Origin of the sequence: Clostridium magnum DSM 2767 (genome assembly GCF_001623875.1) — a bacterium.
Lineage (GTDB): Bacteria > Bacillota > Clostridia > Clostridiales > Clostridiaceae > Clostridium_AM > Clostridium_AM magnum.
Genome location: NZ_LWAE01000001.1, coordinates 169,502 through 194,049, shown reverse-complemented (window position 1 = coordinate 194,049; position 24,548 = coordinate 169,502). Strand labels below are relative to the sequence as shown.

The 24,548-nt window shown below is 35.3% G+C and carries 31 protein-coding genes; all 31 read right to left on the bottom strand.

Translation table 11 applies throughout. The annotated features are described in order from the left end of the window. Positions 1–7: 7 nt before the first annotated feature. Positions 8–757 (bottom strand): type I methionyl aminopeptidase, encoded by a 750-nt coding sequence (map, locus tag CLMAG_RS01090; RefSeq protein WP_066616719.1) that lies wholly within the window; start codon positions 755–757, stop codon positions 8–10. Further along, positions 758–1,408 (bottom strand): adenylate kinase, encoded by a 651-nt coding sequence (locus CLMAG_RS01085; RefSeq protein ID WP_066616716.1) that lies wholly within the window; start codon positions 1,406–1,408, stop codon positions 758–760. Positions 1,409–1,433: 25 nt separating this feature from the next. Next, a complete protein-coding gene (gene secY, locus CLMAG_RS01080; protein ID WP_066616713.1) occupies positions 1,434–2,714 on the bottom strand; it encodes a preprotein translocase subunit SecY in 1,281 nt (426 codons plus the stop codon). After that, positions 2,715–3,155: a 50S ribosomal protein L15 gene (rplO, locus tag CLMAG_RS01075; protein ID WP_066616710.1), complete on the bottom strand. Its 441-nt coding sequence runs from the start codon at positions 3,153–3,155 to the stop codon at positions 2,715–2,717. Positions 3,156–3,177: 22 nt separating this feature from the next. Further along, a complete protein-coding gene (rpmD, locus tag CLMAG_RS01070) occupies positions 3,178–3,357 on the bottom strand; it encodes a 50S ribosomal protein L30 (protein WP_066616703.1) in 180 nt (59 codons plus the stop codon). A gap of 12 nt (positions 3,358–3,369) precedes the next feature. After that, positions 3,370–3,867 (bottom strand): 30S ribosomal protein S5, encoded by a 498-nt coding sequence (gene rpsE, locus CLMAG_RS01065; protein WP_066616700.1) that lies wholly within the window; start codon positions 3,865–3,867, stop codon positions 3,370–3,372. Between the two features lie 16 nt (positions 3,868–3,883). After that, a complete protein-coding gene (rplR, locus tag CLMAG_RS01060) occupies positions 3,884–4,243 on the bottom strand; it encodes a 50S ribosomal protein L18 (protein WP_066616697.1) in 360 nt (119 codons plus the stop codon). 18 nt (positions 4,244–4,261) lie between these two features. Further along, positions 4,262–4,804 (bottom strand): 50S ribosomal protein L6, encoded by a 543-nt coding sequence (gene rplF, locus CLMAG_RS01055; RefSeq protein WP_066616695.1) that lies wholly within the window; start codon positions 4,802–4,804, stop codon positions 4,262–4,264. 120 nt (positions 4,805–4,924) lie between these two features. Then, entirely contained in the window at positions 4,925–5,323 is a 399-nt protein-coding gene (rpsH, locus tag CLMAG_RS01050; RefSeq protein WP_066616694.1) for a 30S ribosomal protein S8, read from the bottom strand. 31 nt (positions 5,324–5,354) lie between these two features. Then, on the bottom strand, positions 5,355–5,540 hold the full coding sequence (locus CLMAG_RS01045) for a type Z 30S ribosomal protein S14 (protein ID WP_066616686.1): 186 nt from the start codon (positions 5,538–5,540) through the stop codon (positions 5,355–5,357). Between the two features lie 12 nt (positions 5,541–5,552). Further along, entirely contained in the window at positions 5,553–6,098 is a 546-nt protein-coding gene (gene rplE, locus CLMAG_RS01040) for a 50S ribosomal protein L5 (RefSeq protein WP_066616685.1), read from the bottom strand. A gap of 21 nt (positions 6,099–6,119) precedes the next feature. Beyond that, positions 6,120–6,443, bottom strand: a complete 324-nt coding sequence (gene rplX, locus CLMAG_RS01035; RefSeq protein WP_066616684.1) for a 50S ribosomal protein L24 — start codon at positions 6,441–6,443, stop codon at positions 6,120–6,122. A gap of 18 nt (positions 6,444–6,461) precedes the next feature. Beyond that, on the bottom strand, positions 6,462–6,830 hold the full coding sequence (gene rplN / locus CLMAG_RS01030) for a 50S ribosomal protein L14 (RefSeq protein ID WP_066616682.1): 369 nt from the start codon (positions 6,828–6,830) through the stop codon (positions 6,462–6,464). 28 nt (positions 6,831–6,858) lie between these two features. Beyond that, positions 6,859–7,113 carry a 30S ribosomal protein S17 gene (gene rpsQ, locus CLMAG_RS01025; RefSeq protein WP_066616681.1) on the bottom strand — a complete coding sequence of 85 codons (255 nt, stop codon included), beginning with the start codon at positions 7,111–7,113 and terminating at the stop codon, positions 6,859–6,861. A gap of 20 nt (positions 7,114–7,133) precedes the next feature. Then, positions 7,134–7,346: a 50S ribosomal protein L29 gene (gene rpmC, locus CLMAG_RS01020; RefSeq protein WP_066616679.1), complete on the bottom strand. Its 213-nt coding sequence runs from the start codon at positions 7,344–7,346 to the stop codon at positions 7,134–7,136. Beyond that, the gene (gene rplP, locus CLMAG_RS01015) at positions 7,336–7,779 is read right to left on the bottom strand and encodes a 50S ribosomal protein L16 (protein WP_066616676.1); all 444 of its coding nucleotides are present in this window, start codon (positions 7,777–7,779) and stop codon (positions 7,336–7,338) included. Before rplP ends, rpmC begins: the two co-directional genes overlap by 11 nt. A 17-nt stretch (positions 7,780–7,796) precedes the next feature. Next, positions 7,797–8,468, bottom strand: coding sequence for a 30S ribosomal protein S3 (gene rpsC / locus CLMAG_RS01010; RefSeq protein WP_066616674.1), 672 nt, complete (start codon positions 8,466–8,468; stop codon positions 7,797–7,799). 15 nt (positions 8,469–8,483) lie between these two features. Continuing rightward, positions 8,484–8,819, bottom strand: coding sequence for a 50S ribosomal protein L22 (gene rplV / locus CLMAG_RS01005; protein ID WP_066616672.1), 336 nt, complete (start codon positions 8,817–8,819; stop codon positions 8,484–8,486). 22 nt (positions 8,820–8,841) lie between these two features. Beyond that, the gene (gene rpsS, locus CLMAG_RS01000; RefSeq protein WP_066616663.1) at positions 8,842–9,126 is read right to left on the bottom strand and encodes a 30S ribosomal protein S19; all 285 of its coding nucleotides are present in this window, start codon (positions 9,124–9,126) and stop codon (positions 8,842–8,844) included. Positions 9,127–9,192: 66 nt separating this feature from the next. After that, positions 9,193–10,026 carry a 50S ribosomal protein L2 gene (rplB, locus tag CLMAG_RS00995; protein ID WP_066616661.1) on the bottom strand — a complete coding sequence of 278 codons (834 nt, stop codon included), beginning with the start codon at positions 10,024–10,026 and terminating at the stop codon, positions 9,193–9,195. 60 nt (positions 10,027–10,086) lie between these two features. After that, positions 10,087–10,380, bottom strand: coding sequence for a 50S ribosomal protein L23 (gene rplW, locus CLMAG_RS00990; RefSeq protein ID WP_066616658.1), 294 nt, complete (start codon positions 10,378–10,380; stop codon positions 10,087–10,089). Continuing rightward, positions 10,380–11,000, bottom strand: coding sequence for a 50S ribosomal protein L4 (gene rplD / locus CLMAG_RS00985; RefSeq protein ID WP_066616656.1), 621 nt, complete (start codon positions 10,998–11,000; stop codon positions 10,380–10,382). Before rplD ends, rplW begins: the two co-directional genes overlap by 1 nt. Before the next feature lie 25 nt (positions 11,001–11,025). After that, positions 11,026–11,655 carry a 50S ribosomal protein L3 gene (gene rplC, locus CLMAG_RS00980; RefSeq protein ID WP_066616652.1) on the bottom strand — a complete coding sequence of 210 codons (630 nt, stop codon included), beginning with the start codon at positions 11,653–11,655 and terminating at the stop codon, positions 11,026–11,028. 76 nt (positions 11,656–11,731) lie between these two features. Next, on the bottom strand, positions 11,732–12,040 hold the full coding sequence (rpsJ, locus tag CLMAG_RS00975) for a 30S ribosomal protein S10 (RefSeq protein WP_066616649.1): 309 nt from the start codon (positions 12,038–12,040) through the stop codon (positions 11,732–11,734). Positions 12,041–12,382: 342 nt separating this feature from the next. Continuing rightward, positions 12,383–13,576, bottom strand: a complete 1,194-nt coding sequence (tuf, locus tag CLMAG_RS00970) for an elongation factor Tu (RefSeq protein ID WP_066616609.1) — start codon at positions 13,574–13,576, stop codon at positions 12,383–12,385. 39 nt (positions 13,577–13,615) lie between these two features. Beyond that, entirely contained in the window at positions 13,616–15,685 is a 2,070-nt protein-coding gene (fusA, locus tag CLMAG_RS00965; protein WP_066616646.1) for an elongation factor G, read from the bottom strand. Between the two features lie 75 nt (positions 15,686–15,760). Continuing rightward, positions 15,761–16,231, bottom strand: coding sequence for a 30S ribosomal protein S7 (gene rpsG / locus CLMAG_RS00960; protein ID WP_066616643.1), 471 nt, complete (start codon positions 16,229–16,231; stop codon positions 15,761–15,763). Between the two features lie 173 nt (positions 16,232–16,404). Further along, on the bottom strand, positions 16,405–16,782 hold the full coding sequence (rpsL, locus tag CLMAG_RS00955) for a 30S ribosomal protein S12 (protein WP_066616640.1): 378 nt from the start codon (positions 16,780–16,782) through the stop codon (positions 16,405–16,407). 115 nt (positions 16,783–16,897) lie between these two features. Next, positions 16,898–17,140 carry a ribosomal L7Ae/L30e/S12e/Gadd45 family protein gene (locus tag CLMAG_RS00950; RefSeq protein ID WP_066616637.1) on the bottom strand — a complete coding sequence of 81 codons (243 nt, stop codon included), beginning with the start codon at positions 17,138–17,140 and terminating at the stop codon, positions 16,898–16,900. 114 nt (positions 17,141–17,254) lie between these two features. After that, complete coding sequence (gene rpoC / locus CLMAG_RS00945) at positions 17,255–20,791, bottom strand: DNA-directed RNA polymerase subunit beta' (protein WP_066616634.1); 3,537 nt, start codon at positions 20,789–20,791, stop codon at positions 17,255–17,257. Positions 20,792–20,808: 17 nt separating this feature from the next. Next, positions 20,809–24,507, bottom strand: coding sequence for a DNA-directed RNA polymerase subunit beta (gene rpoB / locus CLMAG_RS00940; RefSeq protein ID WP_066616631.1), 3,699 nt, complete (start codon positions 24,505–24,507; stop codon positions 20,809–20,811). Between the last annotated feature and the right edge of the window lie 41 nt (positions 24,508–24,548).

Below are 24,548 nucleotides of genomic sequence, written 5' to 3'. Positions count from 1 at the left end.
ACCTCTGTTAAATTAGGGTAAGTATTTCAGGTCCATTTTCTAATATAGCAACAGTATTTTCATAATGAGCTGATAAACTTCCATCTTCTGTCACAACAGTCCAGTTATTGGGTTCTACTCTTACATGATATTTTCCCATATTAACCATAGGTTCTATAGCTAATACCATACCCTTGCATAACTTAGGCCCTCTTCCTGGCATCCCAAAATTAGGAACCTCGGGATCTTCATGCATATCTTTACCTATACCATGCCCTACATATTCTCTTACTAGAGAATACCCAAAACTTTCAGCATATTTCTGAATTTCAGCAGATATGTCAGTTAGTCTATTACCTACAACTGCATTTTTAACACCTTTAAAGAAGCTTTCTTTAGTAACTTCAATCAAGCGATTTGCTTCTTCAGAAATTTTTCCAACTGGAAAAGTTCTTGCTGCATCTCCGTGAAAGCCATTTAACATAGCTCCACAATCAATACTTATTATGTCGCCTTCTTGTAAAACAAGCTTATTCGATGGTATTCCATGAACTACTTCCTCATTAACTGAGGCACAAATTGAGGCTGGAAAGCCACAATAGCCTTTAAAAGATGGCCTTGCACCTTGCTTTACAATGTACTCTTCTGCAATTCTATCCAATTCTGCAGTGGTTATACCAGGTTTTATTACCTCTTCAAGTTTCAACAAGGTATCACCAACAATTTTACCAGCCTGCCTCATATATTCAATTTCATTATCGGTCTTAATTAGTATCATCTATTTAACTGCTCCTAAGATGTTGCAAATATCTCCAAACACTTCATTAATTTCTCCCGTTCCATTTACTACTGACAGGTTATTCTGATCTTTGTAGTATTGGATAAGTGGCTGTGTTTGCTTATCATAAACGTCAAGTCTTTCCTTTACTGTTGATTCAGTATCGTCTTTTCTTTGAATTAATGAATTGTTGCAAATATCACACTTCATCTCAACTTTAGGAGGATTAAATTTTATATGATAACTAGCTCCGCATGATGGACAAACTCTTCTTCCTGTCATTCTTTCTAATATAAATTCCTTTGGAACATCTATTAAAAGTGCAGTATTAATTTTCTGTCCATTGTCATTTAAAAATGAATCTAAAGCATCAGCTTGCATAGCCGTTCTTGGAAAGCCATCTAATAAAAATCCATTCTCACAGTCATCCATGCTCAACCTGTCTTTTACTATTCCTATAGTAACTTCGTCAGGTACTAGCTGACCGTTATCTATATATCTCTTAGCCTCAATTCCAAGAGGGGTTTTTTCTGAAATATTTTTCCTAAAAATGTCCCCAGTTGATATATGAGGAATAACATATTTTTCACTAATTAACTTAGCCTGTGTTCCTTTTCCAGCTCCCGGAGGACCTAGTAAAATTATTTTCAAACCGCATCATCTCCAAATATCTTCATTATCTCAAAAATCCTTGATAATGACGCATTACCAATTGTGACTCCATTTGCCTTAGAGTATCTAGAGCAACGCCAACAATAATTAGTAAACCCGTACCACCAAAATATATTCCTTTAAAATTTGAGTATGCTTCAACAATGATAGGAGTAATTGCTATTATTCCAGCGAAAGCTCCTCCTAATATTGAAACTCTTCCTAGAACTTTTTCTATATAGTTAGCTGTCTGTTCTCCTGGTCTAATTCCTGGTATAAAACCTGATGATTTATGCATATTCTCAGCCATTTCATCTGGTTTAAATGTAACCACAGTATAAAACCAAGTGAAGAAAATTGTCAATATAAAATAGGTTATAGCATAAGGCCAACTACTTTCTCTAAATAAACTAAACTGACTTGTAGTTATAAATTTATAGAAAGCTGACTCTGGCCAAAACTGTCCTATAGTCATTGGGAATTGCATAACTGATATTGCAAATATTATTCCAATAACAGCTGCTCCATTTACATTAATAGGAATATGAGTTGATTGTCCTTTATACACTTTTCCACCAGTAGTTTTTCCTGCATATTGCACAGGAATTCTTCTTTCTGACAGACTCATAATTACAACAGCTATAAATAAAGCTAATATACCTACACCAAGTATCATAACTTCAACAAAGTTAATAGTCTCAGCCTTCTGTAGGCCTGCAATTTGAAAAAGTGTTTGTGGAAATCTTGAAATGATATTCACAAAGATCAATAACGATATACCATTTCCAAGTCCTTTTTCCGTAATCTTATCTCCAAACCACATTAAAAAAGTTGAAGCTGTGGTCAAAGTAAGTATTATTAAGAATACATTAAGCTTATTAGATGGATCTTGAAGTGCATTTGCTCTAGTTATAATTGCATATGTACTAAATGCTTGTATTATCCCTAAAGGTACTGCAGCATATCTAGTATACTGTTGTATCTTCTTTCTTCCATCTTCGCCCTCTTTTGAAAGCTGTTCCAAACGAGGAACTGCAATTGTCAACAACTGCATTATTATAGATGAATTTATAAAAGGAACTACTCCCATTGCAAATATGCTAAATCTACTAAATGCACCACCGGATATTAAATCATAAAATCCAAATAGTGATCCACTCTGAGTCAGATTAGTAAGCTTTGCTGTGTCAATTCCAGGAACAGGAATAAAATTTCCCATCCTGAAAATTGCTACCATAAATAATGTAAATAATAATCTTTTTCTAAGATCAGGAACCTTCCAAGCATTACGTAAAGTTGATAGCATCTATATCACCTCAACTTTTCCTCCAGCTGCTTCTATTTTCTCTGCCGCAGCTTTTGTGAATTTTGCTGCCTTAACTGTTATGTTCTTTTGTAATTCACCATTACCTAGAACCTTAACTCCATTTTTAGATTTTTTTACTATTCCTTTTTGTAATAGTAATTCAGGTGTAACTTCTGTACCATCTTCAAATATATTTAATCTTTCAACATTTATCTCAGCATAATCTTTAGCGAATATGTTAGTAAATCCTCTTTTTGGAAGTCTTCTGTATAATGGCATCTGACCACCTTCAAAACCTGGTCTTACTCCACCACCTGATCTAGCCTTCTGACCTTTTTCACCTTTACCAGCATTTCTTCCTAATCCTGAACCAGTACCTCTACCAACTCTTTTTGGTGCTTTTTTAGCGCCTGCTGCTGGTTTTAACTCATGAAGTTTCATTTGTATCTACACCTCCTCTGTATTATGCCTCTTCTACACATAGAAGATAGCTAACTTTATTTATCATACCTCTGATTTGAGGAGTCTCCTCATGTTCTACAGTTTTGCCTATTTTCTTTAATCCTAAAGCATTAACAGTAGCAATGTGGTCCTTTTTTCTTCCTATTAAACTCTTTTTCAAAGTTATTTTAAGTTTAGCCAAGGTCATTCCCTCCTAACCTAAAATCTCTTCAACGGATTTACCTCTAAGACTTGCAATATGCTCTGCTGTTCTTAATCTTGATAAACCGTCTAAAGTAGCATTAACCATATTTCTTGGGTTATTAGAACCTAATGACTTAGCTCTAACGTCTTTTAATCCAGCAAGCTCAAGTACTGCTCTTGCAGGACCACCAGCGATAACTCCAGTACCTTCTGAAGCTGTCATTATAAGTACTTTACCAGTACCAAATTCACCTGCTATATTATGTGGTACTGTTGTACCAACTATTGGAACCTCTATTAAATTCTTTTTAGCATCTTCTACTGCTTTTCTGATTGCTTCAGGTATTTCTATAGATTTACCAGTTCCTACACCAACATGACCTTCTTCGTCACCAACAACGACAAGGGCACTAAATCTAAAATTTCTACCACCTTTAACAACCTTAGCAACTCTGTTTATAAATACAACTTTTTCTTTAAGATTTAAAGTGCTAGGATCGATTCTCATTTATTTCCCTCCTTCTCTAGAACTGCAAGCCAGCCTCTCTTGCGCCTTCTGCAAGATTCTGTATTCTTCCATGATATACGTATCCGCCTCTATCAAAAACAACTTCTTTAATTCCTTTTTCAATAGCTCTCTTAGCTACTGTTTCGCCAACAACTTTCGCTGCTTCCTTATTGCTTCCTAATCCTTCGAATTCTTTATCTAAGGTTGAAGCAGAAACTAAAGTGATTCCGTTTATATCATCTATAATTTGAGCATATATGTTTTTTTCACTTCTATAAACTGCAAGTCTTGGTCTTTCAGTCGTTCCAGAAACTTTCTTACGAACTCTTAAATGACGTCTTACTCTTGCCTTTTTTCTGTCATCTTTATTAAACATAAAGGTCACTCCTTTCTATTACTTCTTACCAGTTTTACCTTCCTTACGTCTTATAACTTCGTTATCGTACTTGATTCCTTTTCCTTTGTAAGGTTCAGGTTTTCTCCAAGTTCTTACATCTGCTGCAACAGCACCAACTAGTTCTTTGTCGATACCTCTAACAATAACTTTTGTAGCAGCAGGTGTTTCAAATGTTACACCTTCAACTGGTTCTATTTCAACTGGATGTGAATATCCAAGATTCATAACTAATTTCTTACCTTGTAATTGAGCTCTGTAACCAACACCTACTAATTCTAATGTTTTAGCATATCCTTCAGTTACTCCAACTACCATATTATTAATTAAAGCTCTAGTTAAGCCATGAAGAGCTCTAGTTTGCTTTTGATCATTGTCTCTTGTAACTACTACTGCATTATCTTCAACAGTTATTTTAACTTCAGTTCTCATAGCTCTAACAAGTTGGCCTTTAGGTCCTTTTACAGTAACAACGTTATCTGGTGTTACTGTAACCGTTACGCCATTTGGTACAGCTATTGGAAGCTTTCCTACTCTTGACATGATTACACCTCCTGTATTCCTAAAAAGCTCATAACAAATATGCTTTGTTATGCTTTCTGTATTTTCTCCAGGCTTTGAATAAGTATCATTTACTAATCTACCTGTGATTCATTATACTTACTACCAAAGGTAGCAAAGTACTTCTCCACCTACTCCAAGTTTTCTTGCTTCTCTATCTGTAACAATTCCCTTTGAAGTTGATATTATAGCAATTCCAAGTCCGTTCAATACTTTAGGAATTTCTTCTTTTTGACAGTAAACTCTTAAACCTGGCTTAGATATTCTCTTAAGTCCTGTTATAACTCTTTCTTTATTTTGACCATACTTCATTGAAAGTCTTAGCATGTTTACGGAACCATCGGTATATTCCTCTACATCCTTTATGTATCCTTCCTGAAGCATTATATTTAATATAGCCTTCTTTATAGTTGAAGAAGGAACTTCTACTACTTGATGTCTAACTATGTTTGCGTTTCTTACACGCGTAAGTAAATCTGCTATAGGATCAGTCATTACCATTTATTGTGCCTCCTTTCATCAATAACTAAGATTACCAACTTGCTTTTCTACATCCAGGTATTTCACCTTTGTATGCTAGTTCTCTAAAACAAATACGGCATATTCCAAACTTGCTTAATACAGCATGTGGTCTTCCACATATTCTGCATCTTGTGTAAGCTCTAGTTGAATATTTAGGTTCTTTATTCCATTTTTCTATTAAAGCCTTACGTGCCACGTTTTTCCCTCCTTATTTTTGAGCAAATGGCATACCAAGAAATCTTAATAATTCTCTTGCTTCTTCGTCTGTTTTTGCAGTTGTAACGAAGATTATATCCATACCTCTTACTTTATCTATCTTATCATACTCTATTTCAGGGAATATTAACTGTTCCTTAATTCCTAATGAATAGTTTCCTCTTCCATCAAATGCTTTATCTGAAACACCAGAGAAATCTCTAACTCTAGGTAGTGCAACACTCATTAACTTATCAGCAAACTCATACATCATTTGCTTTCTTAATGTAACTTTACAACCTATAGCCATGTTTTCTCTTATCTTGAAGTTAGCTATAGATTTCTTAGCTCTAGTTAAGATTGGTTTTTGTCCTGTAATGATTGTTAAATCACTTACTGCTGATTCTAGAACTTTTGGATTATCTTTTGCTTCTCCAACACCCATGTTTATAACTATTTTTTCAAGCTTTGGCACTTCCATTATATTCTTATATCCGAATTTATCCATCAAAGCTTTAACTACTTCATTTTCATATTTTTCTTGTAATCTTAAAGTCATTTGTAGCCCTCCTTTCAAAGATTAGAATGTTTCTCCGCACTTTTTACAAACTCTAACTTTAGTTCCATCTTCTAGTAATTTATGGCTTATTCTTGTTACTGATTTGCATTTATCACAGTATAACATTACTTTTGAACTATATACTGGAGCTTCTTTTTGAATTATTCCGCCCTGCATATTAGCTCTATTTGGTTTTTGATGTTTTGTTACTACATTTATACCCTTAACGATTATCTTGCCTGTTTTAGGCATTACTGATAAAACCTCACCTGTTTTACCTTTATCTTTTCCGGATATAACCATAACCGTATCGTTTTTTCTAACGTGCATCTTATTTGTTGCCATTATAGCCACCTCCTTATTCTATAGAACTTCAGGTGCTAATGATAATATTTTTGTAAAATCTTTATCTCTTAGCTCTCTTGCAACTGGTCCAAAGATACGAGTTCCCTTTGGTTGCTTATCGTCTTTTATTATAACAGCAGCATTTTCATCAAATCTGATGTATGATCCATCTGCTCTTCTTAATCCTTTAACTGATCTTACTATAACTGCCTTTACAACGTCACCTTTTTTAACAACACCGCCTGGTGTTGCACTTTTAACGCTAGCAACTATTATATCTCCAATGTTTCCCCACTTTCTTGTGGATCCACCTAATACTCTTATACACATAATTTCCTTAGCACCGGAATTATCTGCAACTTTCAACAATGTTTGTTGCTGAATCATTGAAAATACCCTCCTTTCAGCTTTCTAACTATTTAGCCTTTTCTACTATTTCTACAAGTCTCCATCTCTTATCTTTTGATAATGGTCTTGTTTCCATTATTAAAACTCTATCATTAACTTGAGCCTCATTATTTTCATCATGAGCCTTAAATTTTGTAGTTCTGTTAACTGTCTTGCCATATAAAGGATGACGAACCTTTGTTTCTACAGCAACTACTACAGTTTTATCCATTTTATCAGAAACGACTCTACCTATTTTTGTCTTTCTATTATTTCTTTCCACAGGACAAACCTCCTTTCAGCCTACTGTTCAAACGCCCTTAGTTCTTCTTCTCTAAGGATGGTTTTAATTTGGGCTATAGATTTTTTTACTTCTCTTATTCTCATTGGGTTTTCCAATTGACCTGTAGCTAACTGAAATCTTAAGTTAAATAATTCCGCCTTAAGATCATCAAGTTTTGCCTGCAAATCTTGAGGGCTGCTTTGTCTTAATTCTTGCAATTCTTTAGCCTTCATTGATTTCACCACCCACTTCTTCAAAATCTCTTCTTGTAACGAACTTAGTCTTAATAGGTAACTTATGCATTGCAAGTCTCATAGCTTCTCTTGCAACTGTTTCGTTAACTCCTGATAGTTCGAATAATACTCTACCTGGTTTAACAACTGCTACCCAGTATTCTGGTGAACCTTTACCGGAACCCATACGAGTTTCAGCTGGCTTTTCTGTTACTGGTTTATCTGGGAAAATCTTTATCCAAAGTTTTCCTCCTCTTTTGATATATCTATTTATAGCTATTCTGGCAGATTCTATTTGGTTGCTAGTAATCCATCCACATTCAGTAGCCTGTATAGCATAATCTCCGTATGCTATAAAATTACCTCTTGTAGCCTTACCCTTCATTCTGCCACGCTGTACCTTACGATGTTTAACTCTTTTAGGCATTAACATGTCATATTCCTCCTTCCTTATGCGTTAGCTTCTTCCTTGCTTTGAACAACTTTCTTAGTAGGAAGTACTTCTCCCTTGTATACCCAAACTTTTACACCAATTTTCCCGTATGTTGTATCTGCTTCAGCAAATCCATAATCTATATCGGCTCTTAGTGTTTGTAGTGGAATTGTACCTTCATGATAAGATTCACTTCTTGCTATTTCAGCTCCACCAAGTCTTCCTGCACATGCAGTTTTAACTCCCTTAACACCAGTCTTCATTGCTCTTTGAATTGTCTGTTTCATAGCTCTTCTGAATGAAATTCTCTTTTCAAGCTGTTGTGCTATGCTTTCAGCCATTAACTGAGCATTTGACTCTGCAGTTTTAACTTCAACTATGTTGATTAAAACGTTCTTTTCTCCAACCATTTTTACTATTTCAGCTTTTAAAGCATCTATTCCTGAACCGCCTCTTCCTATTATCATACCAGGTTTAGCAGTGTGTATATTTAATTTAACTCTTTTAGCTGCTCTTTCAATTTGAATTCTTGAAACTCCAGCAGCAGCAGTCTTTTTCTTTACAAATTCTCTAACTTTGTTGTCTTCAACTAGATTATCTGCAAAATTCTTCTTATCTGCATACCATTTAGCATCCCAATCTTTAATAACGCCAACTCTTAGGCCATGTGGATGTACTTTCTGTCCCATCTGTTTCCCTCCTTCTTAAGCTCTTTCTTTAACTACTAGAGTTATATGACTACTTCTCTTCTTTATTCTAAACGCTCTACCTTGAGCATGTGGTCTAAATCTCTTTAATGTTGGTCCTTGACAAGCATATGCTTCCGCAACATATAAGTTAGCTTTATCTAGGTTCAGATTGTTCTCTGCATTTGCAACAGCTGATTTAAGAAGTTTGTAAACAACCTCAGCTGCATCCTTTGGAGTATATTTTAATATAGCAAAAGCTTCATTAACATTCTTTCCTCTTATTAAATCAAGAACAATCCCTATTTTCATTGAGGACATTCTTACGTATTTAACTATAGCCTTAGCTTCCATTGTATGTTACCTCCTTTCTGAGTTATCTTGCTTTTGATGATCTTTCAGTTTTAGCTACATGACCCTTATAAGTTCTAGTTAACACAAATTCTCCTAATTTGTGTCCCACCATATCTTCTGATATGTATACAGGCACATGTTTTCTTCCGTCATGAACTGCTATAGTATGACCGATCATTTGTGGGAATATAGTTGAACTTCTTGACCAAGTCTTTACAACTTTCTTTTCCCCAGCCTTATTCATTTCGTTTATTCTTTTTAAAAGTGCTTCTTGAACAAAAGGTCCTTTTTTAACTGATCTGCTCACTTTGTTGGCCTCCCTTCATACAATGAGATTAATAGTTAGTGAAGAGAATAAAATATTCTCTTCCTACTATTTAGTATTTCTTCTCTTAATGATAAATCTATCTGAATATTTTTTATGTTTTCTTGTTTTATATCCAAGTGCTGGTTTACCCCATGGAGTAAGTGGACCTGGGTGTCCTATAGGTGATTTACCTTCACCACCACCGTGTGGATGGTCGTTAGGATTCATTACAGAACCTCTTACTGTTGGTCTTATACCCATGTGTCTCTTTCTACCAGCCTTACCAATATTAATGATTTCATGTGTTAGGTTAGAAACTGTTCCTATAGTTGCTCTACATTCTATTCTAACATATCTCATTTCACCACTTGGTAATCTTAAAGTAGCATAGTCTCCCTCTTTAGCCATAAGCTGAGCTGAAGTTCCAGCTGATCTAACAAGCTGTGCTCCCTTACCTATTGATAACTCAACGTTATGAACAACTGTACCAACTGGTATGTTCTTCATCGGAAGACAGTTACCAACTTTTATATCTGAGTCTGGTCCTGAAACTATAACATCTCCAACTTTTAATCCAACTGGAGCTATTATATATCTCTTTTCACCATCTGCATAAACTACAAGAGCTATGTATGCTGATCTGTTTGGATCATATTCTATAGTTGCTACCTTTGCAGGTACTGCATCTTTATTTCTCTTGAAATCTATTATTCTGTACTTTTGTTTCGCTCCGCCACCAATATGACGAACTGTTATTTTACCGTTTGCGTTTCTACCACCAGTTCTCTTTTTAGCAACAAGAAGTGATTTCTCAGGTACATTTGTAGTTATTTCTTCAAAAGTACTCATTGTCATTTCTCTTCTTGAAGGGGTAGTAGGTCTAAAACCTTTAACTGCCATTTCGGTATTCCCTCCTTCTTTTAGCTTATCTGGCTTTTAGCCAATAACTGCTTTATTTTATTACATACCTTCAAAGAACTCTATTGACTTGCTATCTTCAGCTAACTTAATAACTGCTTTCTTATAGTCAGGTCTTTTTCCAACATGTACGCCAACTCTTTTAGTTTTTCCTATATATCTAGCAGTCTTAACGTCTTCTACTTTTACTCCGAATACATCTTCAACAGCTCTTTTTATCATTGACTTATTAGCATGTATATCAACTATAAAGGTGTATTTTTTTTCACTCATAGAAGCCATACTTTTTTCAGTAACAACTGGTCTTCTGATGATATCATAATTAGTTAGCTTCATTATACATACACCTCCTCAATTTTTGATACAGCTTCCTTAGTTACTATAAGGTTCTCATATTTTAATAAATCATAAACATTTAAGTTATTTACTGGTAATACAGCAACTCCCTCTATGTTTCTTGCTGATTTATATACATTTTCATTTGATTCAGCAGTAACGATTAATGTTTTCTTTGCATCTAATGCTGTTAACATTTTTACAATTTCCTTTGTTTTTGGAGCGTCTAGTTCTAAACTTTCTAAAACAAAAATTTCATTATCGTTAACTTTGCTTGTAAGAGCAGATTTCATAGCTAATCTTCTCATTGATTTTGGAACAGAAGTTCTGTAACTTCTCGGTTTTACAGCAAAAACCATACCACCATGAATCCATTGTGGTGCTCTTGTTGAACCCTGTCTTGCTCTACCAGTTCCTTTTTGTCTCCAAGGCTTAATTCCGCCTCCAGAAACTTCAGCTCTTGTTTTTGCTGATTGAGTTCCTTGTCTTTTGTTTGCAAGTAAAGCAACAACTACTTGATGTAAAGCATATTGATTTACTTCAACTCCGAACACATTATCTGATAGTTGAAAATCTCCAACTTTTTGACCTTCTTTGTTAAATAATCCTACTGTAGGCATTCTGCATCCTCCTTTCTACCGAAACTTAAGCTTTAACTGAGTTTCTTATTACTACAAAGCCTTTATTAGGTCCTGGTACTCCGCCTTTTATTAATATTATGTTCTTTTCAGGCATAACCTTAGCTACTTGTAGATTTAATACTGTTGTATTTACATTACCCATATGTCCTGGTAATTTCTTGTTTTTAAATGTTCTTGATGGACTTGATGAAGCTCCCATAGAACCAACTGCTCTGTGGAACTTAGATCCGTGAGACATAGGTCCTCTGTGTCCATTCCATCTCTTGATTGTACCTTGGAATCCCTTACCTTTGGATATTCCAGAAACATCAATTTTTTCTCCAGCAGCAAATACGTCTGCTTTTATTTCTTGACCAACTTCATATGAGCTTGTGTCTTCAAGTCTGAATTCTTTCACAAATCTCTTTAAAGAAGCACCCGCTTTAGCAAAATGTCCCTTTTTAGGTTTGTTAGCAAGTTTTTCTCTTATATCATCAAATCCTACCTGTATAGCATCATATCCGTCTTTTTCTACAGTTTTCTTTTGAACAACCACACATGGGCCTGCTTCAATTACTGTAACAGGAATTATTTTTCCGTTTTCATCAAATATTTGAGTCATACCAAGTTTTCTACCTAGTATACCTTTTTTCATTATCTTGCACCTCCTCAACATATTAGCGGATCGCCTTAGCGATCATAATAGTTAGTAATAGTAGTATCTATTACAATTATAATTTTATTTCAATATCAACGCCTGCTGGTAAATCAAGTCTCATTAAAGCATCAACAGTTTTTGGTGATGGACTTATTATATCGATAAGTCTCTTGTGAGTTCTTATTTCGAACTGCTCTCTTGAGTCTTTATATTTATGTGGAGCTCTTAATATTGTTACAATATCTTTTTCAGTTGGTAGTGGCACTGGACCTGCTACCTTCGCTCCAGTTGTTTTTGCAGTTTCTACAATCTTCTCAGCTGATTGATCTAATATATTGTGATCAAAAGCTTTTAATCTGATTCTTATTTTTTGTTTTGCCATTACTATTTCCCTCCTTTTCATGCACGCTTTACTTCCTACGTACAACAGCGGATGTATTCTGTAAACTGTTCCACGCGTTGCATGTTTTAAATCAAAGCAACACTAAACACAGAACCCCCGTCGCCTGGTTCAAGACCCTAGCATACTCAGTCAAGAATTACCCGGAAGCCCGGCAACCTCTTGCCTCATCGCTGTTATCACTTTACAACTTCTTAATTATACAATATATTTTTATTTTTGACAAGCACATTTTTTTAACTTTAAGCAACTTTATAAAAAGGAAAGAGCGTCCTCTTTCCTTTTCCATTTCTTAACTTTAAAGGCCTTTAGTTTAACATCTAATTACTCAGATATTGTAGTAACAACTCCTGAACCAACAGTTCTTCCGCCTTCTCTTATAGCGAATCTTAATCCTTCATCCATTGCTACTGGAGTGATTAATTCAACTTTCATGTCTATGTGGTCTCCAGGCATAACCATTTCCATTCCATCTGGTAATTTGATTGATCCTGTAACGTCTGTTGTTCTGAAATAGAATTGTGGTCTGTATCCATCGAAGAATGGTGTGTGTCTTCCGCCTTCTTCTTTCTTAAGTACGTATACTTGACCTACGAATTTTTTGTGTGGTTGAACTGAACCTGGTTTTGCTAATACTTGACCTCTTTCGATATCATCTCTTTGAACACCTCTTAATAATGCTCCGATGTTATCTCCTGCCATCGCTTGATCAAGAAGCTTTCTGAACATTTCTACTCCTGTACATACAGTTTTGCCTTTTTCTTCTTTTAATCCAACGATTTCTACTTCGTCTCCAACTTTTAATATTCCACTTTCAACTCTTCCTGTTGCAACTGTTCCTCTTCCTGTGATTGTGAATACATCTTCTACAGGCATTAAGAATGTCTTATCTGTTGCTCTTTCTGGAGTTGGGATATAGCTATCTACTGCATCCATTAAATCCATTATTGGCTTTATTGCTTCTTCATCTGTTGGGTTTTCTAATGCTTTTAATGCTGATCCTGCAACTATTGGTGTATCATCTCCTGGGAAATCATACTCGCTAAGTAATTCTCTAACTTCCATTTCAACTAACTCTAATAATTCAGCATCGTCTACCATATCAGCTTTGTTTAAGAATACTACTATATATTGTACTCCAACTCTTGATGCTAGTAGTATATGTTCTCTTGTTTGTGGCATTGGACCATCTGCTGCACTTACAACTAGTATTGCTCCATCCATTTGCGCTGCTCCTGTTATCATGTTCTTTACATAGTCAGCGTGTCCTGGACAGTCAACGTGAGCATAGTGTCTGTTTTCTGTTTCATACTCAACGTGTGCTGTGTTGATTGTGATTCCTCTTTCTCTTTCTTCTGGCGCTTTATCTATTGCAGCATAATCAAATGCTTCTGCAAATCCCTTTTTTGATAATACTGTTGTGATTGCTGCTGTTAATGTTGTCTTACCATGGTCTACGTGTCCTATTGTTCCTATGTTTACGTGTGGCTTATTTCTTTCAAATTTTGCTTTTGACATTTTTGTATTCCTCCTTAAATTTAAGTAATCTATTTATAATTAATTATTTTTGCTTCCTGTAACTTGTTCTTGAATACTCTTTGGAACTTCTTCATAATGATCAAATACCATTGAGTAAACTCCTCTACCTTGAGTTCTTGATCTTAAAGTTGTTGCATAACCAAACATTTCTGAAAGTGGTACAAAAGCTCTTATTACTTGAGCACCTGCTCTTGGGTCCATACCTTCAACTCTTCCTCTTCTTGAGTTAATGTCTCCCATTACGTCTCCCATATATTCTTCTGGTATTACAACTTCAACTTTCATCATCGGTTCAAGTAATACTGGAGTTGCTTTCGCCATTGCATTCTTAAATGCCATAGAACCAGCTATCTTAAATGCCATCTCTGATGAGTCAACATCATGATATGAACCATCAACAAGTCTGATTTTGAAGTTAATAACTGGATATCCAGCAACTACCCCTGTATCTGCAGCTTCTCTAATTCCATTATCAATTGGTGAGATATATTCTTTTGGAATAGCTCCACCAACAACAGCATTTTCAAATGAATATGGTTCTTCTGTAGGTATCATTTCTATCCAGCAGTGACCGTATTGACCACGTCCACCGGATTGTCTAACAAACTTACCTTCAGCCTTAACAGTCTTCTTAATTGTTTCTTTGTATGCAACTTGTGGTTTACCAACGTTACATTCAACTTTAAATTCTCTTTGAAGTCTATCAACAATTATTTCAAGGTGAAGCTCACCCATTCCTGATATAATTGTTTGACCTGTTTCTTGGTTAGTAAATGTTCTAAATGTTGGATCTTCTTCAGCAAGCTTAGCTAATGCTATACCCATCTTTTCTTGACCAGCTTTAGTCTTTGGCTCTATAGCAACGTCTATAACTGGTTCTGGGAATTCCATACTTTCAAGAACGATTGGATTTGCTTCATCACAAAGAGTATTACCTGTAGTAGTCTCTTTTAATCCAACTACTGCTCCTAAATCACCAGCAAGAAGTTCTTCAACTTCCTCTCTATGATTTGCATGCATCTTAACAAGTCTTCCTATTCTTTCTTTCTTTCCTTTAGTTGAGTTGTATACATAAGTACCACTCTTCATAACTCCAGAATAAACTCTTGTAAATGCAAGTCTTCCTACAAATGGGTCAGTTGCAATCTTAAATGCTAATGCTGACATTGGTGCATTATCATCTGCTGGTCTTTCATCGTCTGCACCAGTATCTGGATTTGTACCCTTAATTGCTGGAATATCAACTGGTGATGGCATATAGTCAACAACAGCATCTATCATTGGCTGAACGCCTTTATTTTTATATGATGATCCACATGTAACTGGTACTATAGTATTTGCTATAACACCTTTTCTAAGAGCTCCTCTTATTTCTTCTTCAGTTAGCTCTTCTCCTTCAAGATATTTCATCATTAATTCTTCATCTTGCTCAGCTACTGCTTCCATTAAAGCCGTTCTGTATTCAGCTGCCTTATCCTTTAATTCTGCTGGTATTTCAACAGTATCAAGAACTTTTCCTAAATCATCTTCATATATTATTGCTTCATTCTTTACAAGATCTACAATTCCCTTGAATTGATCTTCTGCTCCTATTGGAAGTTGAATTGGAACTGCATTACAGTGTAGTCTATCTCTTAACATGTTTACACACATAAAGAAATCTGCGCCTGTTGAGTCCATCTTATTTACATAAACCATTCTAGGAACTTTGTAATTATCCGCCTGTCTCCATACTGTTTCTGTTTGTGGCTCAACTCCGCCTTTTGCATCTAGTACAGTAACTGCTCCGTCAAGAACTCTTAATGATCTTTCAACTTCTACTGTAAAATCCACGTGTCCTGGTGTATCTATTATGTTTACAGCGTGACCTTTCCACATACAGAAAGTCGCTGCAGAAGTTATTGTTATACCTCTTTCTTGCTCTTGAACCATCCAGTCCATTGTAGCCTGACCTTCGTGAACTTCTCCTATTTTATGAGTTCTTCCAGTGTAGAAAAGTATACGTTCAGTTGTTGTAGTTTTACCAGCGTCAATGTGTGCCATTATTCCGATATTACGGAACTTTTCTAATGGATATTGTCTTCCCACTTAAGTTTCCTCCCTTGAATATGAATTTTAAATTTGACAAAACTGTTTTGGTCAATACCAAAACAGTTTTTAATATTAATATCTATAATGTGCAAAAGCTTTATTAGCTTCAGCCATTTTATGAGTATCTTCTCTTTTCTTAACAGCTGCGCCAGTATTGTTAGCAGCATCCATTAATTCTCCAGCAAGTCTGTCTCTCATGTACTTCTCGCCTCTTTTTCTTGCTGCAGCAAGCATCCATCTTATTCCTAGAGTCTGTCTTCTTTCAGGTCTAACTTCCATAGGAACTTGATATGTAGCACCACCTATTCTTCTTGCTTTTACTTCAAGTAGTGGCATTACATTATTCATTGCCTCTTCAAAAACTTCCATTGGTTCTTTACTTGTTTTTTCACGGATTATATCAAAAGCAGCATAGCAAACTTTTTGTGCAACCCCTTTTTTACCGTCTTCCATTAGGTTGTTTATAAACTTTGTTAGAACCTTGCTATTGTACATTGGATCTGGTAATACATCTCTTTTAGCTATATGTCCTTTTCTTGGCACTTTTCTTCCCTCCTTAACAATTTAAAACTTTTAAGTTCATCGGTACTCGATTAACTGCTTACTTTATAATGCACTTAACCGTAAAGCGCTCTGTACTTCTGCAGATTATTTATAAAATCTATATATAAATGCTGAAGACATCGCACCACTTTTCAACTTAATTTAACCAAAACCTATTTTTGTTTTGGTCTTTTAGCACCATATTTTGACCTACTTTGTAATCTGTTAGCTACTCCAGCTGAGTCTAATGCGCCTCTTACTATGTGGTATCTAACACCTGGAAGGTCTTTAACTCTTCCACCTCTTATAAGAACAACGCTGTGCTCTTGTAAGTTGTGGCCTACACCTGGAATGTATGCAGTAACTTCGAAACCATTTGTTAATCTAACCCTAGCAATTTTTCTTAACGCTGAGTTTGGTTTCTTAGGTGTTGTAGTTTTTACTACTGTACAAACTCCTCTTTTTTGAGGACATTCCTTTAGTGCTGGTGCTGTTGATTTTGTACCTACTGTCTTTCTGCCTTTTCTTACTAATTGGCTTATAGTTGGCATGTTTACACCTCCTTCAAAGATATGAGCTAATTAGGCATATTGCCATAATTAATCCCAAGACTTACATATTGAAAATTTATGTTAATTTAATCTGTAAGCAATTAAACTTGGAAAACTACTCTTTTAGTATTGCAGCTGTAGCAGCTCCAACATCTATTCCACAGAGTTTTCCTAATTCCTTCATAGTATTTATATATACTAGTTCTAGGGAATTTTCATCAACTAATACCTTTACTGACTGTAATAACTTGTTATCAGCATCCTTTGCTATATATACTGTTTTTACAACACCATTTTTTATAGCTTTTATGGTTTGCTTTACACCGACAACTTTGTTTCCCTCAAGTCTGTAAACCATAATCTCTGTTCCCCCTTACAGTGCTACAGAGACAAAGATTAAAAACTTTGTCTCCATTTGAAACATACAGATGTATTTTATCATTTTAGCACTACTATGTCAATAAATTAAACGCTAAGCTTGCAATTCATTATTTAACTTTTTTTCCTCTATTTCTCTTTCAGTGTTTATTCTGATAGATCTGTATCTTGTCATACCTGTACCTGCTGGTATCAGCTTACCAATTATAACATTTTCTTTCAATCCTAATAATGGATCAATCTTTCCCTTAATAGCTGCATCAGTAAGAACTCTTGTAGTCTCTTGGAATGATGCTGCTGAAAGGAATGAATCTGTAGCTAGTGCTGCTTTAGTTATACCAAGTAAAGCGATTCTACCTTGAGCAGGACTTCCACCTTCAGCTATAACTTTTTCATTTGCCTCATCAAAATCAAATATATCAATCATAGTACCAGGTAATAACTCTGTATCTCCTGATTCTTCTATTTTAACTTTTCTAGTCATTTGTCTTACTACAACTTCAAGATGCTTATCATTAATATCAACACCTTGTAGTCTATAAACTTTTTGAACTTCTGACAAAAGATAATTTTTAACACCAAGAACACCCTTAATTCTTAGAACGTCATGTGGGTTAACAGATCCTTCTGTTATTTCATCTCCAGCTTCGATTACATCCCCATTAGATACCTTCAGTCTTGAACCAAATGGTATATCGTAAGTAACTTCTTCGCCGCCTTCTGTGATAACAGAAATTGTTCTCTTCTTTTTAGTTTCTTCCATTCTTACAGTTCCAGCAACTTCACTTACTATAGCTAGACCCTTAGGCTTTCTAGCTTCAAATAACTCTTCAACTCTAGGAAGACCTTGTGTAATATCTGATCCAGCAACTCCACCAGTATGGAAGGTTCTCATTGTAAGCTGAGTACCCGGTTCTCCTATACTCTGTGCTGCTACTATACCAACGGCTTCACCTATATTAATCTTTTCTGCGGTAGCCATGTTCATTCCATAACACTTAGAACATACTCCATGCTTTGATTTACATGTGAATACAGATCTAATCTTAATCTTCTTAACACCTGCATCTTGAACCATCTCAGCTATTTTAGGGTCCATATAAGTATTTCTTACTACTAATACTTCGCCAGTTTGTGGATGTATAATATCTTCAGCTGGATATCTTCCTGTAAGTCTTTCCGCTATACTTTCTATTACTTCATTACCTTCTTTTATTTCAGAAACTTCAAAACCTTCATTACTTCCGCAGTCTTCTTCTCTTACTATTACATCTTGGCTTACATCAACAAGTCTTCTTGTTAAGTATCCAGAGTCTGCTGTTTTTAAAGCTGTATCGGCATTACCCTTTCTAGCTCCATGGGTTGATATAAAATACTCAATTACATCAAGACCTTCTCTAAATGAAGCTCTTATAGGTAATTCTATAATCTTACCAGATGGGTTAGCCATAAGACCTCTCATACCAGCAAGCTGTTTGATCTGACTCTTTGAACCTCTGGCCCCTGAATCTGCCATCATGAATATTGGATTAAATTTATCCAAATTACTCATAAGCTCATCTGCTACATCTTCAGTAGTTTTAGTCCACTTTTCTATAACTCTTTCATATCTTTCTTCCTCTGATATGAATCCTCTTCTATACATCTTTTCAATCTTATCAACTGCAGCATCCGCTTCAGCAAGTAATCTCTTCTTAGCTTCTGGAACCACCATATCTGATGTAGAAACCGTTATAGCTCCTATACTTGAATAGTGATAGCCTTTAGCTTTTATTAAATCAAGCATTATAGATGTCTTTGTTGCACCATGCTTCATATAACACTTATCTATAACATTTCCAAGATTTTTCTTGGTAACAAGGAAATTAACCTCTAGCTTAAACTCATTTTCTGGATTGCTTCTATCAATGAATCCTAAATCTTGAGGTATAGCTTCATTGAATATTATTCTTCCAGGAGTAGTTTCAATTATTCCTCTTACTTCTTTACCATCCTTAATCTTTGTCATTTTAACTTTAATTTTTGCATGAATACTTATTTCACTAAGTTGATATGCCATAATTACTTCATCTGGTGATGAGAACATTCTTCCCTCACCTTTTTCACCATCTTTATCTATAGTTAGATAATATGAACCAAGTACCATATCCTGTGTAGGAACTACAACTGGCTTACCATCTGATGGTTTCATTATATTATGTGCTGCAAGCATTAAAAATCTAGCTTCTGCCTGCGCTTCAACAGATAATGGAACGTGTACCGCCATCTGGTCTCCATCAAAGTCAGCATTATATGCTGTACATGATAAAGGATGAAGCTTTATCGCTCTACCTTCAACAAGCACAGGTTGGAAAGCTTGAATTCCTAGTCTATGAAGAGTAGGAGCACGGTTCAGAAGAACTGGATGGTCTGCTATTACTTCTTCAAGAACATCCCACACTTGTGCTTGAACTCTCTCAACCATTCTCTTCGCACTCTTTATATTATGTGCAACACCACTTTCAACAAGCTTTTTCATTACAAAAGGCTTGAATAATTCTAGTGCCATTTCTTTTGGAAGTCCGCATTGATACATTTTAAGTTCTGGTCCAACAACTATAACCGAACGTCCTGAGTAGTCAACACGCTTTCCTAGTAGATTTTGTCTAAATCTTCCTTGCTTACCTTTGAGCATATCAGATAATGATTTTAAAGGTCTATTTCCTGGGCCTGTTACTGGTCTTCCTCTTCTTCCATTATCTATTAGTGCATCTACTGCTTCTTGCAGCATTCTTTTTTCATTTCTAACAATGATGTCAGGCGCACCTAAATCTAGAAGTTTTTTAAGTCTGTTATTTCTATTAATAACTCTTCTATAAAGGTCATTTAAGTCAGATGTTGCAAATCTTCCTCCATCAAGCTGAACCATAGGTCTTAAGTCTGGAGGTATTACAGGTATTACATCTATAATCATCCACTCTGGTCGATTTCCAGATTTTCTGAAGGATTCTACAACCTCAAGTCTTCTAATTATTCTTACTTTTTTCTGTCCTGTGCTGTTTTTTAGGTCTTCTTTTAATTCAACAGATAAATTTTCAAGGTGTATTTCCTCTAAAAGCCTTTTAACAGACTCTGCTCCCATGCCAGCTACGAAATTTTCTTCCCCATATTTATCTGCTGCTTCTCTATACTCTTTCTCATTTAATAGTTGTTTCTTTAATAATGGTGTTTCCTTTGGATCTAGAACAACATAAGATGCAAAATATAGTATTTTTTCTAGTGCTCTTGGAGACATATCAAGTATGAGTCCCATACGTGATGGTATTCCTTTAAAGTACCATATATGAGATACAGGCGCTGCAAGCTCAATATGACCCATTCTCTCACGTCTTACCTTAGCTTTAGTTACCTCTACACCACATCTGTCACAAACTATTCCTTTATATCTTATTCTCTTATATTTACCACAGTGACATTCCCAATCTTTAATTGGTCCAAAAATTCTCTCACAAAATAATCCGTCTCTTTCAGGTTTTAAGGTTCTATAATTTATAGTCTCAGGTTTCTTAACCTCACCTCTTGACCACTCTCTAATTTTTTCTGGTGACGCTAAGCCTATTTGTAGTGCATCAAAATTGTTTAATTCAAACAAGGGTACATCCTCCCTTCCTAATGTTCATCATTAAAATCATCTATTTCTAAATCACCTTCAAGTTCATCTAAAGGTAAATCATCATAATCAATTTCCAGTTCTTCTTCAACTTCCTCATTTTCTATATACTCATCACTTGGAGTTGGTGGAATAAATTCTTCATTTCCTTCTATATTAACACCTATATCTTCTATTTCATCTTCTACTGATTCTCTAAGTTTTATTTCTTCATTATCATCATTTAACACTTTTACATCAAGACATAAAGCTTGTAATTCCTTTATCAGAACCTTAAATGATTCTGGCACCCCTGGTTCAGGTATATTCTCTCCTTTTACAATAGCTTCATATGTCTTAACTCTTCCTACTACATCGTCAGATTTAACTGTTAATATTTCTTGAAGTGTATGAGCGGCACCATATGCTTCTAATGCCCAAACTTCCATTTCTCCAAATCTCTGTCCTCCAAATTGAGCTTTACCACCTAGTGGCTGCTGAGTAACCAATGAGTATGGTCCAGTAGATCTAGCGTGTATTTTATCATCAACTAAATGTGCAAGTTTTAATATATACATGTATCCAACTGTTACAGGATTGTCAAATGCTTCACCTGTTCTACCATCATATAAAACAGTTTTTCCATGCTCTTTATATCCTGCCTTTGTTAAGCATTCAACTATATCACTTTCTGTAGCTCCATCAAATACTGGAGTAGAAATGTGCCATCCTAACTCACTTGCAGCCCATCCTAGATGAACTTCAAGTACCTGCCCAATATTCATACGTGAAGGAACCCCTAAAGGATTTAAGCATATCTGTAAAGGCCTTCCATCAGGTAAGAACGGCATATCTTCCTCTGGTAATACTCTTGATATTACCCCTTTGTTACCGTGTCTACCTGCCATTTTGTCTCCAACAGATATTTTTCTCTTTTGAGCTATATAACATCTAACTAACTTATTAACTCCTGGAGGAAGTTCATCTCCATTTTCTCTAGTGAACACTTTGACATCAACAATTATACCAGCTTCACCATGTGGAACTCTAAGCGAAGTATCTCTAACTTCTCTTGCTTTTTCACCAAATATCGCTCTAAGTAATCTCTCTTCTGCTGTAAGTTCAGTTTCTCCTTTTGGAGTAACCTTTCCAACTAGAATATCTCCTGATCTTACTTCAGCACCTATTCTAATAATTCCTCTTTCATCTATATCCTTCAGAGCATCTTCTCCAACATTAGGTATATCTCTTGTTATCTCCTCTGGTCCGAGCTTTGTATCTCTTGCCTCAGCTTCATATTCTTCTATATGAATTGACGTAAAGACATCATTTTTAACTAATTCCTCGGAGATAAGCATAGCATCCTCGTAGTTATACCCTTCCCAAGTAATGAAGCCCATTCTTATATTCTTACCTAATGCTATCTCACCAAGATCTGTAGATGGACCATCAGCTAATACCGTTCCTTTTTTAACTATTTCACCTTTATCCACTATAGGTCTTTGATTTATACATGTACCTTGGTTTGATCTCTTAAACTTAAGAAGTCTATATACATCAATTCCACCATCAGAATCTCTTTTTACTCTTATTTCGTTAGCACCTACATATACAACAGTTCCTGCATTCTTAGCCTTAGGAAGAACTCCTGAATCTACAGCAGCTTTAAACTCAATTCCAGTTCCAACAACTGGAGCTTGTGGTTTTAATAGCGGTACTGCCTGACGTTGCATGTTTGATCCCATAAGTGCACGGCTGGCATCATCATTTTCAAGGAATGGTATCATAGCTGTAGCTACAGAAACTAGCTGCCTTGGTGATACATCCATGAAGTCAACATCTTCTTGTGGCACTACGAGTATATCTTCTTTGCTTCTTACTGTTACTTTACTATCTATAAAGTGTCCATCTTCATCTATAGGTTCATTTGCTTGCGCAACTAGATATTCGTCTTCTTCATCAGCTGTTATATATACTAACTTTTCAGTAACTATACCTGTTTTTTTATCTACTTTTCTATATGGAGTTTCTATAAATCCATATTCATTTACTCTAGCATAAGTAGCCAGTGAGTTTATAAGACCTATGTTCGGACCTTCTGGTGTTTCTATAGGACACATTCTACCATAATGAGAATGGTGAACGTCTCTAACTTCAAAACCAGCTCTTTCTCTAGATAAACCTCCAGGTCCTAATGCAGAAAGTCTTCTTTTATGGGTAAGCTCTGATAGCGGATTTGTTTGGTCCATGAACTGTGAAAGCTGTGAACTTCCAAAGAATTCTTTAATTGCTGCCGCTACAGGTCTTATATTTATTAACGCCTGAGGAGTTATAACTTCTTGATCTTGAATAGTCATTCTTTCTTTAACTACTCTTTCCATTCTTGAAAGACCGATTCTAAATTGATTTTGAAGAAGTTCTCCAACTGATCTTAGCCTTCTGTTTCCAAGGTGGTCAATATCATCTGTATGCCCAACATTATAAGCTAATCCTAATTCATAACTTACAGTAGCATATATGTCATCTCTTATTATGTGCTTTGGTATTAACACATGTATGTTTTTTCTTAATTGCTCTTTTATACTATCCTCATCACTGTAGTTATCTAATATTTCTTTTAGGGTAGGGTAGTGAACAAGTTCTTTTATATTTAAGTCATCTATATTGAAATCTATAAAGTTATGTATATTTACAAAATTGTTCCCTATAACCCTTAAAACTTTATCTTCAATAAGGATATTTACTACGTTAACACCACAATTTTGGATTTCTACAGCTTTTTCTCTATCTATTTTTTCACCTTTTTGTACTAGTATTTCACCAGTTTGTGGGTTTACCACATCTTGTGCTGCTATTTGGTTAGCAATTCTAAGATGAAGTGATAGCTTTTTATTGAACTTATACCTTCCAACTCTTGAAAGGTCATATCTCTTTGGATCAAAGAATAAAGATTCAATAAGTGATTGAGCACTGTCAACTGTAGGTGGTTCACCTGGTCTTAATCTCTTGTATATTTCCAGTAATGCTTCCTCACGAGTTTTGGTATTGTCTTTTTCAATTGAAGCTTTTAATCTTTCGTCTTCACCAAAGCATTCAGTGATTTCAGCATCAGTACCATACCCCATTGATCTTATAAGAATAGTTATAGGTAATTTTCTTGTTTTATCTATTCTTACATAAATTATATCGTTTGAATCTGTTTCATACTCTAGCCAAGCACCTCTATTTGGTATTACAGTTGCCGAAAAAAGTTTTTTACCTGTTTTATCAACTGTCATATCATAATACACACCAGGTGATCTTACTAATTGGCTAACTATTACTCTTTCAGCTCCATTTATTATAAAGGTTCCTTGTTCTGTCATAAGAGGAAAATCTCCCATGAATACTTCTTGCTCTTTTACTTCTCCAGTTTCCTTGTTGAGCAATCTAACCTTTACCTTTAAAGGTGCTGCATAAGTAGCATCTCTTTCTTTACACTCTTCAACTGAATATTTGATGTTATCCATATCTAATTTATAACCCACAAATTCTAGGTTAAGATTAGCTGTGTAATCTTGAATCGGATTGATATCATCAAATACCTCTTGTAAGCCTTCCTTTAGGAACCATTCATAGGAATCTAATTGTACTTCTATTAAGTTAGGCATATCTCCTACTTCTTTAAGTTTAGAAAAGCTCATTCTTGTTCTTTTACCAACCTGGACAGGATGTACCATTGACTCTCACCCCTTGCATAAACTAAAAATAACCAAAAACA